The organism is Comamonas sp. (assembly GCF_036666375.1).
Taxonomy (GTDB): domain Bacteria; phylum Pseudomonadota; class Gammaproteobacteria; order Burkholderiales; family Burkholderiaceae_C; genus Comamonas.
The window spans coordinates 68,163-82,314 of record NZ_JAVWWA010000008.1; the positions used below are offsets into that span (position 1 = coordinate 68,163).

Genomic DNA, 14,152 nt, shown 5'->3' on the forward strand with positions numbered 1-14,152 from the left:
CATACCAGCGGCAACCCCAGGTAACGGCAAACAAATATCTTTTACATTTCAGTGCGACACCGGCAGTCCTTTGCCGCCGCATTCCTGCCCTGGAGCTGTCCATGTCCTCTTCACCGCTCCCCGCATCGTCAGCCGCCGCACTGCCGCTGCGCACGCGCGCCGTGGCCGCAGGCCATCTGCGGGCCTTTGTGGCCGCGGCCGAGCACCTGAATTTCCGCGCCGCCGCCGACACCTTGGCGCTCACGCCGTCGGCCGTGAGCCGACAGATCCAGGCCCTCGAAGACGAGGTGGGCGTGGCACTGTTCCTGCGCCACACGCGCGCCGTGGAGCTCACCAGCGCCGGCGTGCACCTGCTGCGCGCGGTCGCGCCGGGGCTGGAGCGTATTGACGCCGCGGTGCGCCAGCTGCGCCAGACCGCGGGGCGCAAAAGCGTGGCGATCACCACCTGGGCCAGCTTCGCGGCCATGTGGCTGATTCCGCGGCTCGAAGCCTTTCAGCGCGAATTTCCCGACATCGACATCCGCATCGACACCTCGGACACCGTGATGGACATGGAGACCACGGATGTCGATCTCGCGCTGCGCTACAGCCGCGCGCCCGAGGGCGTGGGTGCCGAGCGGCTGTTCGGCGAACAGTTGGCTGTCGTGGCCAGCCCCTGGCTGCTGCGCAGCCAGCCCGCGATCCGCACGCCGGCCGATGCCGCGCGCTTCACGCTGATCGAGACCGGCGACGCCCAGCGCCTTCCGCAGCTTGCCTGGCTGGGCTGGCAGCGCTGGTTCCATGCGCACGGCTGCGCGCAACTGCAACCGCCGCGCTGGCTCTATTTCAATTACGCCCACCAGATCGTGCAGGCCGCGCTTGCCGGCCAGGGCCTGGCGATCGCGCGCCTGCCGCTGGTGGCCGACGCGCTGGCCAGCGGCGATCTGGTCGAAGTGCTGCCCGCGCACCGGCTCGACTCGCCCCTGGCCTACTGGCTGCTGCCCGGCCCGCGCAGCGCGCCGCGTCCCGAAGTGCAGGCCTTCTGCGACTGGCTGCGCGGCCAGGCCGCGCTGACGCGCGCGGCCATGGGCACGCCCTGAATATCAGCCCAGGGTCACGCGCGCAAACTTGCGCTTGCCGACCTGCACCACGAAAGTGCCGGCATCGAGCTTCAAGCCGCGGTCGCTGATCACCGCACCATCGACGCGCACGCCGCCGCCGTCGATCAGGCGGTTGGCTTCGCTGCTCGATGGCGCCAGATTCGCCTGCTTGAGCAGCGCACCAATGCCCAGCGGTGCGCCGGACAGCGCAATTTCGGGGATTTCATCGGGCACGCCGCCCTTGCTGCGGTTGATGAAGTCCTGCTCCGCGGCATCGGCGGCAGCGGCGGAATGGAAACGCGCGGTGATTTCCTTGGCCAGCATGACCTTGGCATCCTTGGGATTGCGCCCGCCCGCGACTTCGGCCTTGAGCGCGGCGATCTCGGCCAGGCTCTTGAACGACAGCAGCGTGTACCAGTCCCACATCAGCGTGTCCGAGATCGACAGCACCTTGGCGAACATGGTGTTGGCTTCCTCGGTGATGCCGATGTAGTTGTTCTTGGACTTGGACATCTTGTCCACGCCGTCCAGGCCCACGAGCAGCGGCATGGTGAGCACACACTGCGGCTCCTGGCCGTATTCCTGCTGCAGATGGCGGCCCATCAGCAGGTTGAACTTCTGGTCCGTGCCGCCGAGCTCCAGGTCGGCCTTGAGCGCGACCGAGTCATAGCCCTGCAGCAGCGGGTAGAGGAATTCGTGCAGCGAGATCGACTGGCCGCCATGGAAGCGCTTGTGGAAATCGTCGCGCTCCATCATGCGCGCCACGGTGTACTTGGCCGACAGCTCGATCATGCCGCGCGCGCCCAGTTTGTCGCACCATTCGCTGTTGTAGCGCACTTCGGTGCGTGCCGGATCGAGCACCATCGCCGCCTGGCGGTAGTAGGTTTCGGCGTTGATCTTGATCTGCTCGGCCGTCAGCGGCGGGCGCGTGGAGTTGCGGCCCGAGGGGTCGCCGATCAGCGTGGTGAAGTCGCCGATCAGAAAGATCACCTGGTGGCCCAGATCTTGCAGCTGGCGCATCTTGTTGAGCACCACCGTATGACCGATATGAATATCCGGCGCCGTAGGATCAAGACCCAGTTTCACCCGCAAAGGCACGCCGGTGGCCGCCGAGCGCGCGAGTTTGCGCGTCCATTCCTCCTGGGGCAGAAGCTCTTCGACGCCGCGCAAAGTGATTTCGAGCGCTTGTCCTACCGCTTCGGTGACTGGGTATGTTGTAACAGCAGGTTGATTCATAAGGGTTTTTTTCGATGCTGGGGAAGTGCCCCCCGTTATAATTCGTGGCTTGTCGCTGTGGCGAATTCTAGTAGGGTCCCCGTATCGACACTGTCGAATGGCCTCCAACCCCTGGAAAGCGCGTCCTGTCGCACCTCCTTTTCCTCGTCCGAGTGGACGCGCACCGAAACGGGAACTCCATTTTGAAATCTGGACTGATCATTGCCGGCAATGCTTTGCTGGCGCGGATAAGTAACACACTGCAACAACATCCCAAGCGCGTTACCGCCGCGCTGGCTGCCCTGTTGCTGACTGGTGGTGGTGGTGCTTTCGCCGTGGCGTCGCTGGGTCCCGATCCAGCCGATCTGCCGGTCCGCACCCTGACCCAACAAGTCGTCTCGCTGGCCGATGACACGCCTCTGGTCGAGCTGACCGAGCTGCAGGACTTTGCGCTCTACCGCTCCGACCTTTCGCGCAGCAACGACAACGCCGAAGCGCTGCTGCAGCGCCTGGGCATTGCCGATCCCCAGGCCTCGGCCTTCCTGCGCAGCAATGACCAGGTGCGCCAGCACCTGCTGGCGCGCGGCGGCCGCCTGGTTTCGGCCGAAGCCACGAACGACCATCAACTCACGCGCCTGACCGCGCGCTGGGCACCCGATGACGACAGCACGAAATTCCAGCGCCTGGTGGTGGAACGCAAGGACAAGGGTTTCGTGACCCGTCTTGAAACCGGCGATCTGGTGTCGAACAACCGCCTGGCCGGCGGCGTGATCCAGAGCTCGCTGTTCGCCGCGACCGATGCGGCCAACATCCCCGATGCCGTCGCTTCGCAACTCGCCGAGGTGTTCAACGGCAAGATCGACTTCCGCCGCTCGCTGCGCAAGAACGACCGCTTCACCCTGGTCTACGAAACCCTGGAAGCCGATGGCGAACCGCTGCGCAGCGGCCGCCTGCTGAGCGCCGAGTTCCACAACAATGGCGATGTGCACCAGGCCATGTGGTTCCAGGAACCCGGCACCAAGGGTGCGTACTACTCGCTCGACGGCTCCAGCCTGGAGCGTTCGTACCTCTCCGCTCCGCTGGCGTTTTCGCGCGTGAGCAGCGGCTTCGCCATGCGTTTCCACCCCATCCAGAAGACCTGGCGCGCGCACAGCGGCACCGATTTCGCGGCGCCCACGGGCACGGCGGTGCGCAGCGTGGCCGATGGCATCGTTGAATTCTCGGGCGTGCAGAACGGCTACGGCAACGTGATCTTCGTCAAGCACCCCGACAACAACGTCACGGTCTATGCCCACCTGAGCCGCATGGACGTGCGCAAGGGCGCACGCGTGGAACAAGGCGCGACCATTGGCGCCGTCGGCTCCACCGGCTGGGCCACAGGGCCTCACCTGCACTTCGAAGTGCGCGTCAACGGCCAGGCCCAGGACCCGCTGACCGTGATCGGCACGGCGCAGGCCGCACGCCCGATTTCTACGGCGTCGCGCGCAGTCTTCAACCGCAAGGCCGCGCAGATGCGTCTGGCCCTCGACTCCGCCGGCCAGACGCTGGCCAGCGCGGAATAAGCCGCCTTCCCCCTCCTCCCGAAAGCCGCTGCAAAGCGGCTTTTTTCATGTCTGCGGTGCACCACGCCGCTAACATTGCCCCATGACCTCTGCTGCCCCCACCCCGGATCTCTATATCGGCCTGATGTCGGGCACCTCGCTCGATGGAGTGGACGGGGTGCTGGTCGACTTCCAGCGCCAGACACATGTATTGCAGCATGCGAGCTGCGGCTTCCCTGTCGGACTGCGCGCCGAGCTCATGGAGCTCAACACCGCAGGCGACAACGAACTGCACCGCGCCGCGCTCGCGGCCAACGCGCTGGTCGCCTGTTATGCAGACGTGGTGCACCAGCTGCTGCTGCAGGCCAGCGTGCCGGCGCAGGCGGTCAAGGCCATAGGCGCCCACGGACAGACCGTGCGCCACCGTCCGCAGATGTTCGACGGCACGGGCTATACGCTGCAGCTCAACAATCCCGCGCTGCTCGCCGAGCGCTGCGGCATCAGCGTGGTGGCCGACTTCCGCAGCCGCGACGTGGCCGCGGGCGGCCAGGGCGCGCCGCTGGTGCCCGCCTTCCACCAGAGCGTGTTCGGCCGGCCCGGCCAGACGCTGCTGGCACTCAACATCGGCGGCATTTCCAACCTCAGCGTGCTGCCCGCCGACGGCCAGGTCAGCGGCTTCGACTGCGGCCCGGGCAATGCGCTGATGGACGCCTGGTGCCAGCGCCATACGGGCCGGCCTTATGACGACAACGGCGCCTGGGCGGCCAGCGGCAAGGTGCTGCCCGCACTGCTGCAGCGGCTGCTCGACGAGCCTTTTCTGCAGCAGGCCCCGCCCAAGAGCACGGGGCGCGACCTGTTCAACGCGCAGTGGCTGCAGCAGCGGCTGGAATGGCTGCCGGCGCACACCCGCGCCGAGGATGTGCAGGCCACGCTGACCGAATTCACCGCGCGCGCCTGCGCCGACAGCGCTTTGCGCTGGGGTCGGGACGCGGAGCAACTGCTGGTCTGCGGCGGCGGTGCGCTCAACGGCCATCTGATGGCGCGCATGGCCGCGCTGCTGCCCGGCATGCAGGTGCAAAGCACCGAAGCTGGCGGACTGCCGCCGCTGCAGGTCGAAGCCGCGGCCTTTGCCTGGCTCGCGCGCCAGACGCTGCTGGGGCTGCCGGGCAACCTCGCGCGCGTGACCGGCGCGCGCGGGCCGCGCGTGCTCGGCGCGATCTACCCGGCCTGATCAGGTCCCGCGGTCCAGCCGGGCAAAGATCGACGCCGAGAACAGCGTCAGCACGCCCATGCAGACAAAGGTCGCCTGGAAGGCGTGCAGCACGGCCTCGGGCCTGGCCTGGCCCCATAGTTCATGGAATCCCGCCAGCACCGCGCCCGCAATGCCCACGCCCAGCCCCATGGCCAGCATCTGCACCATCGACAGCAGGCTAGTGCCGCTGCTCGCATGGGACGTTTCCAGGTCCTTGAGCGTGACGGTGTTCATGGCCGTGAACTGCATAGAATTGGTCGCGCCGAAGACCAGCAGCTGCAGGATGCGCAGCCATTGCGGCTGGTCCGGCGCAACCAGCGCAAAGCTCGCGATCATCAGCGCCAGCAGCACCGTGTTGGCGACCAGCGTGCGTCGGTAGCCCCAGCGCTCGATCAGCGCCGAAGCCACGCGCTTGACGGTCATGCTGGCCAGCACCGTGGGCAGCATCATCATGCCAGCCTCCATGGGCGAGAAGCCCAGGCAGACCTGCAGCACCAGCGGAATCAGAAATGGAATGCAGGAGCCACCCAGGCGCGAGAACAGGTTGCCCAGCAGGCCTATGCGCAGGCTGCGCACCGTGAACAGCGCCGGAGCGAACAGCGGATCGGGCCGGCGCCGCGCATGCCACCAATAGACCAGCAGGCTGGCCGCGCCCGCCGCCAATAGCGCGCCCGCGCCCAATGCCCCGAGCAGCGCATGGCCTTCGAGGGCCAGCGACACGGCCACCATGGCAAACGCCAGCAGCGCATAGCCGGCGCCGTCGAAGCGCCGGTGGATGATTGGCGCAGCATCGCGCATATGGCGCAGCGTGGCCAGCAGGCCCAGGATTCCCACCGGCACATTGACCAGGAAAATCCAGTGCCACGAGGCGTACTCGACCATCCAGCCGCCCAGCGTGGGACCGATCAGCGGGCCGACCAGCCCCGGCAGCGTGACGAAGCTCATGGCCTTGAGAAACTGCTCGCGCGGAAAGGCGCGCAACACCGCCAGCCGGCCCACGGGCAGCAGCAGCGCGCCACCGCAGCCCTGGACGACGCGCGCCAGCACCAGCTGGTTCAGGCTCGCGGCCAGCGCACACAGCAGCGAACCGAGCACGAACAGCGCAATCGCCATCAGGTACACGCGGCGCGTGCCGAAGCGGTCGGCGACCCAGCCCGAAGCCGGAATCACCAGCGCCATGGTCAATGAATAGGCGACGATCACCGACTGCATGCGCAGCGGGCTCTCGCCCAGGGCCTGCGCCATCGCGGGCAGGGCCGTGTTGACGATGGTGGCGTCCAGCGTCTGCATGAAGAAGCCCAGGGCCACCAGCCACAGCAGCACCGAATTCGAGCGATCAGTCGTCATGGAGAAACATCAGTGCCATCAGCAGGCAGGGAACGGGCGTAAAAAAACCGCCTCTGACAGCGGTCTCATGGACATGGGCGAACTTTATGAATGGGCATGTCCCATCGTGGGGGCACCGAGCAAGGGCCGCCCCGCAGCGAGGGTGCCGTCCCCCTCCACCGAAGGTTGAGAGGGGGAAGCCGGGGCCGGCCATCCGGCGAAGCGGCTCAGGGGGTGCATCATTTATGCAGAGAAGCTGGAGCCGCAACCGCAGGTGGTCGTGGCGTTCGGGTTCTTGATCACGAACTGCGCGCCCTGCAGGTCTTCCTTGTAGTCGATCTCGGCGCCCACCAGGTACTGGTAGCTCATGGCGTCGATCAACAGCGAGACGCCGTTCTTGGACATGACCGTGTCGTCTTCGTTGGTGATTTCATCGAACGTGAAACCATACTGGAAGCCCGAGCAACCGCCGCCTTGCACGAACACGCGCAGCTTCAACTCAGGGTTGCCTTCTTCGGCGATCAGATCCGCCACTTTCGCCGCGGCACTGTCGGTGAAAAGGATGGGAGAAGGCATTTCGCTCTGGATGTTTTCTGCAACGGCGCTCATGTGGGTACTCCGATATTCAAGGTTTGAGGGGAATGGTACTGCAAATCGCTCGGGAATTCGGACCCCTGCGCGCTTGCCGCTTATGCAAGTGGGGCCTTTATCCGCCGACAGTCAGTGCGCCAGCTTGAACACTGCCACGGCCTGAACCAGTTGCCCGGCCTGGGCCTGCATGCTGGCCGCGGCAGCGGCGCTTTCCTCGACGAGCGCGGCATTCTGCTGCGTGACCTGGTCCATCTGGATGATGGCTTCGCCGACCTGGGCCACACCCGTGCTCTGCTCGGCGCTGGCCGAACTGATCTCGCCCATGATGTCCGTGACGCGCTGCACAGAACCGACGACTTCCGACATCGTGGTGCCGGCGCGATCGACCAGCGCGCTGCCCTGCTCGACCCGCTGAACGCTGGCGTCGATCAGCTGCTTGATTTCCTTGGCCGCCTGGGCGCTGCGACCCGCGAGGCTGCGCACCTCGCTGGCGACCACGGCGAAGCCACGGCCCTGCTCGCCCGCGCGCGCCGCTTCGACCGCGGCATTCAGCGCCAGGATATTGGTCTGAAATGCAATGCCATCGATCACGCCGATGATGGCGGCAATCTGGCGCGAGCTGTCATTGATGGTCTGCATGGTCTCGGTGACCTGGCGCACGACCTCCCCGCCCCGCACCGCCGCCGTGGACGCGGTCTGTGCAAGTTCATTGGCATGCCTCGCATGCTCGGCGTTCTGCTGGACCGTGGCGCTGAGCTGCTCCATCGAGGCGGCGGTTTCTTCGAGCGCCGACGCCTGCTCTTCGGTGCGCTGGCTCAGATCGCTGTTGCCCTGCGCGATCTGCGATGCCGCCGTCGCCACCGACTCCGAACTCTGGCGCACTTCACCCACCACCCGGGTCAGGCTGGCCTGCATATGCTGGAGCGCAGACAGCAGCTGTGCGGTTTCGTCCTTGCCCTGCGCGTCGAACTGCCGGCTCAAGTCGCCCGCAGCCACGGCGCGCGCCACCGCCACTGCGCGCGCGATGGGGCGGGTGACGGTCCGGCTGAACAGCACGCCCGCCCCCAGGCCGGCGCCAAAGACCACGAACATCAACGCCAGCGAGATCGTGGTCGCCCGGCGAGCGCTGCTGTCGGCCTGCAGCGACTGTGCAGCGCTTTCGGCCGCGATCTTGTCGCGCGATTCATCGAGCAGCCGCGCGGGTTCGCGATCGATTCCGCTGACCGCGGAGTCGCCGGCCAGCGGATCGAAGTCGGCGGCCTTGAACGCATCGAACCCGCGCCGATAGCGCGCGGCCATGTCGGCATGCGAGGCGGCGAACTTCTCGACCAATGCCCTGGCTTCGCCCGCAGGCAGGGACGCAATCAGCCTGCGGCTGGCCGCCTCCACGTCGCGCGACAGCTGGTTGAAGGCGCTCCAGTGCCGGTCCAGGGCTTTCGGATCCTTGCCGCGCACCAGCACGTTCTTCCATTCCTGCACCTGCGTCTTGAACGCCAGCGCCATGTCGGCGACGTCGCGCTCGCTGTCATGGCGGGCCTTCACCGTCGTGGCGTAGGTAGTGAGCGATTGGTTGAGTTGCTGGATTCCGAGCAGTGCGGCGCACAGCATGAAGAGCAGCGATGCGGCGATGACCAGAGGCAGTTTGAGACTGAGTTTCACGATTTCTTCCCGCTCTGCGCTGGAGGGCAGAACAGCTGGTGCGTGGGTGAGGCGCATGCGCCGCTGAGGTGCACGCCCATGAAAAAAGCCACCCGAAGGTGGCTTTTCTTGCGCCCGCCGCAGAGACTGCGGCAGACTGCAGGACTGGAGGCTTAACGCTTCGAGAACTGCTTGGCGCGGCGAGCAGAGCGCAGGCCGACCTTCTTACGTTCGACTTCACGGGCATCGCGCGTCACGAAGCCGGCTTGGCTCAGGACGGGCTTGAGGCCTGCGTCATAGTCGATCAGTGCACGGGTGATGCCGTGACGGGCAGCACCGGCCTGGCCGGATTCGCCGCCGCCGTGCACGTTGATTTGCACGTCGAAAGCTTCGAGGTTTTCCGTGAGTGCCAGCGGTTGCTTAGCAATCATGATGGAAGTTTCGCGGCCGAAGTACTGCTGAATGTCTTTGCCATTCACAGTAATCTTGCCGGAACCCTTCTTCAGAAACACGCGGGCGACGCTGGATTTGCGACGGCCTGTGCCATTGTTCCAATCACCAATCATCTCAAGGCTCCTTAGATTTCCAGCGCTTTGGGCTGCTGTGCGGTGTGGGGATGCTCAGCACCGCCATACACCTTGAGTTTCTTGATCATGGCGTAGCCCAGAGGACCCTTGGGCAGCATGCCCTTGACGGCCTTTTCCAGAGCACGACCGGGGTGCTTCGACTGCATATCACGGAAGTTCGTGGCAGTGATGCCGCCCGGATAGCCGGAATGACGGTAGTACACCTTGTCCAGGGACTTGGTGCCAGTCACTTTGAGCTGGGCTGCGTTGATGATGACGATGAAGTCGCCGGTATCAACGTGAGGTGTATAAATGGCTTTGTGTTTGCCGCGCAGACGGAGGGCAACTTCGCTGGCTACCCGGCCGAGCACCTTGTCGGTGGCGTCAATCACAAACCACTCGTGTTGCACCTCAGCGGGTTTTGCGCTGAATGTAGACATGAGTTTTCTCTTTTCGATAAGAGGGTTTGAAGGTCCTTTTCCACGGTCGGCGCTTCTCTGAAGGAAGCCTCTTAGGTGGCGATGCCCGCAGCCTCTATGCACATAGTGCATGACCGCAAACACTCCGCCGCGGGACCAAAAAATCGCTGCGAAGCTCTCCATTATACGAAATGCGGCAACCCTTGTGCTGCATGACCTTGGCCGGCATGTAAAAATACCTGCCCATTCCCAAAGACCTGCGCTCTTGCCTCTTGGCAGCGTCTGGTTACCATTGCCCCATGTTCAGTTATCGCCACGCCTTCCATGCGGGCAACCACGCCGACGTGCTCAAGCACGCGGTGCTGATTGCCACCTTGCAATACCTCACGCAGAAAGACGCGGCGTTGACCGTTCTGGATACGCACGCCGGCGCGGGCCTGTACCGCCTCGACGGCGACTACGCGAGCAAGAGCGGAGAAGCCAGCGAAGGCGTTCTCAAGCTGGCCCAGACGCCGACCGAGGAACTCGCTCCCATCCTGCAGGAATATCTGGCGATGGTGCGCTCGTTCAATCAGGGCAGCGGCATTCGCAACTATCCGGGCTCGCCGTTCATCAGCCAGGCCCTGTTGCGCTCGCACGACAAACTCAAGCTGTTTGAGCTGCATCCGACCGACATGCGCTCGCTCGCCGGCAACGTGACCCAGCTCGAAGCCGGCCGCCAGCTGGCCGTGCTGCACGAAGACGGCTTCGAAGGCGTGAAGAAATTCCTGCCGCCGGTCTCGCGCCGCGCGCTGCTGCTGTGCGACCCGAGCTACGAGATGAAGACCGATTACGGCCGCGTGCTCGACATGGTGACCGACAGCCTCAAGCGCTTCCCCACGGGCACCTACGCCATCTGGTACCCGATCATTCCGCGGCCCGAAGCCCACGATCTGCCGCGCCGTCTCAAGACCATGGCCGTCAAGGCCGGCAAGAGCTGGCTGCACGTGACGCTGACCGTGAAGAGCAACAAGACGTCCGAGCGCGGCGGCCTGCCCGCGAGCGGCATGTTCATCATCAGCCCGCCGTTCCAGCTCAAGGAACTGCTCAAGCCCGCCATGCCCCAGCTGGTCAAGCTGCTGGGCCAGGACAACAACGCGACGTTCTCGCTCGAGTCCGGCGGCTGATTTCGGGCGCTGCGTCCAGCAAAAAGCCAGGCCGCGGCCTGGCTTTTTTGCATTCGCGCCTCAGCGCTTGCGCTGAGGCGCGGCCTTCTTGCGCGGCGCAGGTTTGGCTTTTTGCTGCACGCGGGCGACAGGCTTGGCTGCCGCGGGCTCGGCATCGGCCGCGGCTTCGTCGAACATTTCAGGGCACTCTTCCTCGTCCTTGTCGAGCTGCCACAGCTCGACGGGCTTGATGCCCAGGCCGACCATGCCCAAGGCTTCGGCCGCGCCCTGGCTCAGGTCGATCACGCGGCCATGCGAGAACGGCCCGCGGTCGTTGATGCGCACCACCACGGCCTTGCCGGTGATGCTGCTGCGCACGCAGACACGCGTGCCGAATGCCAGCGTGCGGTGCGCTGCCGTCAGATCCTGGCTGTCGAAACGCTCGCCGCTGGCCGTGCGCCGGCCGTGAAAGCGCGGGCCGTACCAGGATGCCAGGCCCTGCTGATCGCTTTCGCGCGGCGGCGACAGCTCATAAGGCGAAGAAGGTGGTGCGGCAGGTTCGGCGACGGGCGGCAAGGCCGGCTTGGGCTTGCGCGGCGGCCGTGGCCGCGACGACGCGGGGCGCTCGAAGGGATCGGCCGGCTGCAACGAGTCGGCAGGTTCGGGACAGGCCTGGGTCGTGGTGTCGCCCTCGCCACCGCCCACGGGCACGGTGCAGGTCGACAGCGCAGCGCCAGACTCCTGGGCCACGGGCAGCGGCGTACAGGCCGCAAGCCACAGCGACATGCCGACTATTCCCAGCCAGCGGGTCCACCGCGCGCAGCGGGTTTTGCGTTCATCCATTGTGTCTCCTGGAATTGCGGCTCGAGCGCCGGTGCGCAGGCCGCCGCAACGCCGACCGCAATGTTTACAAGCCCAGCCGCTCGGCAATGGCCAGCACGGCCGCGCTCTGGTTCATGGTGTAGAAGTGCAGGCTGGGTGCACCCTGGCTGCGCAGACGTTCGCACAATTCGGTCACGACATCCAAGCCAAAAGCCTTGATGGAGGCAGTGTCATCGCCGTAGCCTTGCAGGCGCAGGCGTATCCAACGCGGAATTTCCGCGCCGCAGGCGTCGGAAAAGCGCAACAGCTGGGTGGAGCTGGTGATAGGCATGATGCCGGGCACCACGGGAACGTCCAGGCCCAGCGCGCGCGCGCTGTCGACAAAGCGAAAGTAGGCGTCCGCGTTGTAGAAGTACTGGGTGATCGCCGAGTCGGCGCCGGCATTGACCTTGGCCGCAAACGCCTGCAGATCGGCGTCGGGCGAGCGCGCCTGGGGGTGCATCTCGGGGTAGGCCGCGACTTCGATATGGAAGGCGTCGCCGAACTCGGCGCGGATGAACGCCACGAGATCGCTCGCGTACTGGAATTCGCCGCCCAGGCCGTAGCCCGAAGGCAGATCGCCGCGCAGCGCGACCAGGCGCGCAATGCCCATGGCCTGCAGCTCGCGCAGCTCGGTGCGCACGCTTTCGCGCGACGCGCCCACGCACGAGAAGTGCGAAGCCGCGCTCATGCCTTCCTGCTGGATTTCCTGCACCAGGCGGAAGGTGCCCGACTGGGTGGAGCCGCCCGCGCCATAGGTCACAGAGCAGAACTCGGGCCGGCGCACGGCCAGTTGCTGGCGCACGGCGCGCAGCTTTTCCGCGCCTTCGGGCGTCTTGGGCGGGAAGAACTCATAGCTGATGGGAAGCGTGGTCCGGGTCATGCGCTCCTCCGCGCGTGCACGAAGAACTCACGGTTGCCGTCGCCGCCGGTGATGGGGCTGTCGATCCAGCCGCGCACTTCGAGGCCCAGCTCGGCCAGGCATTCGCGGATGCGTGTCTCGACCACGGCATAAGAGGCCGTGTCGCGCACCATGCCGCCCTTGCCGATGTGCTCGGGCTGGAGTTCGAACTGCGGCTTGACCAGCATCAGCAGGTCGCCCGCGGGGGCCAGGAAAGGCACGACGGCGGGCAGCACCAGCGTCTGCGAGATGAAGGACAGGTCGCCGACGATCAGGTCGAACTGCTGCGATTCATCGGGCGCGCCTTCGAACGCGCCGGCCTCGACCAGCGTGTCGGCATCGAGCGTGCGCGCATTGACGCGCTCGAGGCACACGATCTTCTCGTGGCCGCGCAGCGTCAGATTGAGCTGGTCATGGCCCACATCGACGCCGACCACGCGCTCGGCGCCCTGCTGCAGCAGGCAGTCGGTGAAGCCGCCCGTGGACTGGCCCACGTCGAGACACCACTTGCCCTGCGGCGTGACCTTGAACGCCGCCAGCGCGCCTTCAAGCTTGAGACCGCCGCGCGACACATAGCGCGCCGCCGCCTGATCCAGCAGCTGCAGCTCGGCGTCGCCGGCGAGGTCTTCGCTGTTCTTCTTGATGGCTTGCCACAGGCCCGTGGCCGCGGTGCGCCACTCGACGCCCGAGGCGATCAGGCGCTGCGCTTGCGCGCGTGAGGCGGCCAGGCCCTGGTCTACTAGCAATTGATCGGCACGCATGGAGAAATCCGTCTTAAAAAGAAATCGCGACCGCCGGCCCGAGGGCCGACGGCAAAGCCGCCCCATCAACGGGGCGAAAAAAGTATCTGACGGCCATGCCGGCAAGCGGCATGGCCTGGTCCGCTTTTAATAGCGGTAGGTGTCCGGCTTGTAAGGGCCTTGCTTGGACACACCGATATAGGCCGCCTGGCCTTCGGTGAGTTCGGTCAGCATCGCGCCGACCTTCTTCAGGTGCAGGCGCGCGACCTTTTCGTCCAGCAGCTTGGGCAGCACGTAGACCTTGCCGACTTCATAGGCTTCGGGCTTGGTGAACAGCTCGATCTGGGCAATCGTCTGGTTGGCAAACGAAGCGCTCATCACGAAGCTGGGGTGGCCGGTGGCGCAGCCCAGGTTCACCAGACGGCCCTTGGCCAGCAGGATGATCTTCTTGCCGTCGGGGAACTTGATGTGGTCGACCTGGGGCTTGATTTCTTCCCACTCGTACTGCTCGATCGAGGCGACATCGATTTCGTTGTCGAAGTGACCGATGTTGCAGACGATGGCCTGGTCCTTCATCGCCAGCATGTGCTCGTGGCGGATGATGTCACGGTTGCCGGTGGTGGTCACGAAGATGTCGGCCTTGTCTGCGGCCCATTCCATGGTCACGACCTTGTAGCCTTCCATCGCGGCCTGCAGCGCGTTGATCGGGTCGATTTCCGTGACCCAGACCTGGGCGCTCAGTGCGCGCAGCGCCTGGGCGCAGCCCTTGCCCACGTCACCGTAGCCGGCAACCACGGCGACCTTGCCGGCAATCATCACGTCGGTGGCGCGCTTGATGCCGTCGACCAGCGATTCGCGGCAGCCGTACAGGTTGTCGA

At 65.6% G+C, this 14,152-nt stretch carries 14 protein-coding genes; 4 read left to right on the forward strand and 10 right to left on the reverse strand.

Annotated features, from left to right (window positions below; all coding sequences use genetic code 11):
* The first annotated feature begins 101 nt into the window (after positions 1-101).
* Positions 102-1,079, forward strand: a complete 978-nt coding sequence (locus RR928_RS03395; protein ID WP_332533865.1) for a LysR substrate-binding domain-containing protein — start codon at positions 102-104, stop codon at positions 1,077-1,079.
* A 3-nt stretch (positions 1,080-1,082) separates the two neighbouring features.
* On the opposite strand, the gene tyrS is transcribed toward RR928_RS03395, so the two are convergent.
* Positions 1,083-2,315 (reverse strand): tyrosine--tRNA ligase, encoded by a 1,233-nt coding sequence (tyrS, locus tag RR928_RS03400; protein ID WP_332533864.1) that lies wholly within the window; start codon positions 2,313-2,315, stop codon positions 1,083-1,085.
* Between the two features lie 182 nt (positions 2,316-2,497).
* Between tyrS and RR928_RS03405 the strand changes: the two genes are divergently transcribed.
* Together RR928_RS03405 and RR928_RS03410 are read left to right on the forward strand one after the other, a co-directional pair.
* Positions 2,498-3,856, forward strand: coding sequence for a peptidoglycan DD-metalloendopeptidase family protein (locus RR928_RS03405; RefSeq protein ID WP_332548227.1), 1,359 nt, complete (start codon positions 2,498-2,500; stop codon positions 3,854-3,856).
* 82 nt (positions 3,857-3,938) lie between these two features.
* Positions 3,939-5,066, forward strand: a complete 1,128-nt coding sequence (locus tag RR928_RS03410; RefSeq protein WP_332533862.1) for an anhydro-N-acetylmuramic acid kinase — start codon at positions 3,939-3,941, stop codon at positions 5,064-5,066.
* Here the strand turns inward: RR928_RS03410 and mdtD are convergent, their stop codons facing one another.
* From mdtD to rplM, 5 genes are all read right to left on the reverse strand, one after another.
* On the reverse strand, positions 5,067-6,434 hold the full coding sequence (mdtD, locus tag RR928_RS03415) for a multidrug transporter subunit MdtD (protein ID WP_332548228.1): 1,368 nt from the start codon (positions 6,432-6,434) through the stop codon (positions 5,067-5,069).
* Positions 6,435-6,656: 222 nt separating this feature from the next.
* On the reverse strand, positions 6,657-7,022 hold the full coding sequence (gene erpA, locus RR928_RS03420; RefSeq protein ID WP_332533860.1) for an iron-sulfur cluster insertion protein ErpA: 366 nt from the start codon (positions 7,020-7,022) through the stop codon (positions 6,657-6,659).
* A gap of 111 nt (positions 7,023-7,133) precedes the next feature.
* Entirely contained in the window at positions 7,134-8,663 is a 1,530-nt protein-coding gene (locus RR928_RS03425) for a methyl-accepting chemotaxis protein (protein ID WP_332533859.1), read from the reverse strand.
* Positions 8,664-8,815: 152 nt separating this feature from the next.
* Positions 8,816-9,208, reverse strand: coding sequence for a 30S ribosomal protein S9 (gene rpsI / locus RR928_RS03430; RefSeq protein WP_175505228.1), 393 nt, complete (start codon positions 9,206-9,208; stop codon positions 8,816-8,818).
* Between the two features lie 11 nt (positions 9,209-9,219).
* Positions 9,220-9,648: a 50S ribosomal protein L13 gene (gene rplM, locus RR928_RS03435; protein WP_159917394.1), complete on the reverse strand. Its 429-nt coding sequence runs from the start codon at positions 9,646-9,648 to the stop codon at positions 9,220-9,222.
* Between the two features lie 278 nt (positions 9,649-9,926).
* Here rplM and RR928_RS03440 point away from each other — a divergent pair, with 278 nt between their 5' ends.
* Positions 9,927-10,793, forward strand: coding sequence for a 23S rRNA (adenine(2030)-N(6))-methyltransferase RlmJ (locus RR928_RS03440; RefSeq protein ID WP_332533856.1), 867 nt, complete (start codon positions 9,927-9,929; stop codon positions 10,791-10,793).
* 60 nt (positions 10,794-10,853) lie between these two features.
* On the opposite strand, the gene RR928_RS03445 is transcribed toward RR928_RS03440, so the two are convergent.
* From RR928_RS03445 to RR928_RS03460, 4 genes are all read right to left on the reverse strand, one after another.
* The gene (locus RR928_RS03445) at positions 10,854-11,615 is read right to left on the reverse strand and encodes a septal ring lytic transglycosylase RlpA family protein (protein WP_332533855.1); all 762 of its coding nucleotides are present in this window, start codon (positions 11,613-11,615) and stop codon (positions 10,854-10,856) included.
* 64 nt (positions 11,616-11,679) lie between these two features.
* The gene (metF, locus tag RR928_RS03450; RefSeq protein WP_332533854.1) at positions 11,680-12,516 is read right to left on the reverse strand and encodes a methylenetetrahydrofolate reductase [NAD(P)H]; all 837 of its coding nucleotides are present in this window, start codon (positions 12,514-12,516) and stop codon (positions 11,680-11,682) included.
* Positions 12,513-13,295 carry a TlyA family RNA methyltransferase gene (locus tag RR928_RS03455; RefSeq protein ID WP_332533853.1) on the reverse strand — a complete coding sequence of 261 codons (783 nt, stop codon included), beginning with the start codon at positions 13,293-13,295 and terminating at the stop codon, positions 12,513-12,515. The genes metF and RR928_RS03455 overlap by 4 nt, the downstream gene beginning before the upstream one ends.
* Before the next feature lie 126 nt (positions 13,296-13,421).
* Positions 13,422-14,152, reverse strand: a 731-nt coding sequence (locus RR928_RS03460; protein ID WP_332681519.1) for an adenosylhomocysteinase, incomplete at its 5' end; no start/stop codon positions are given.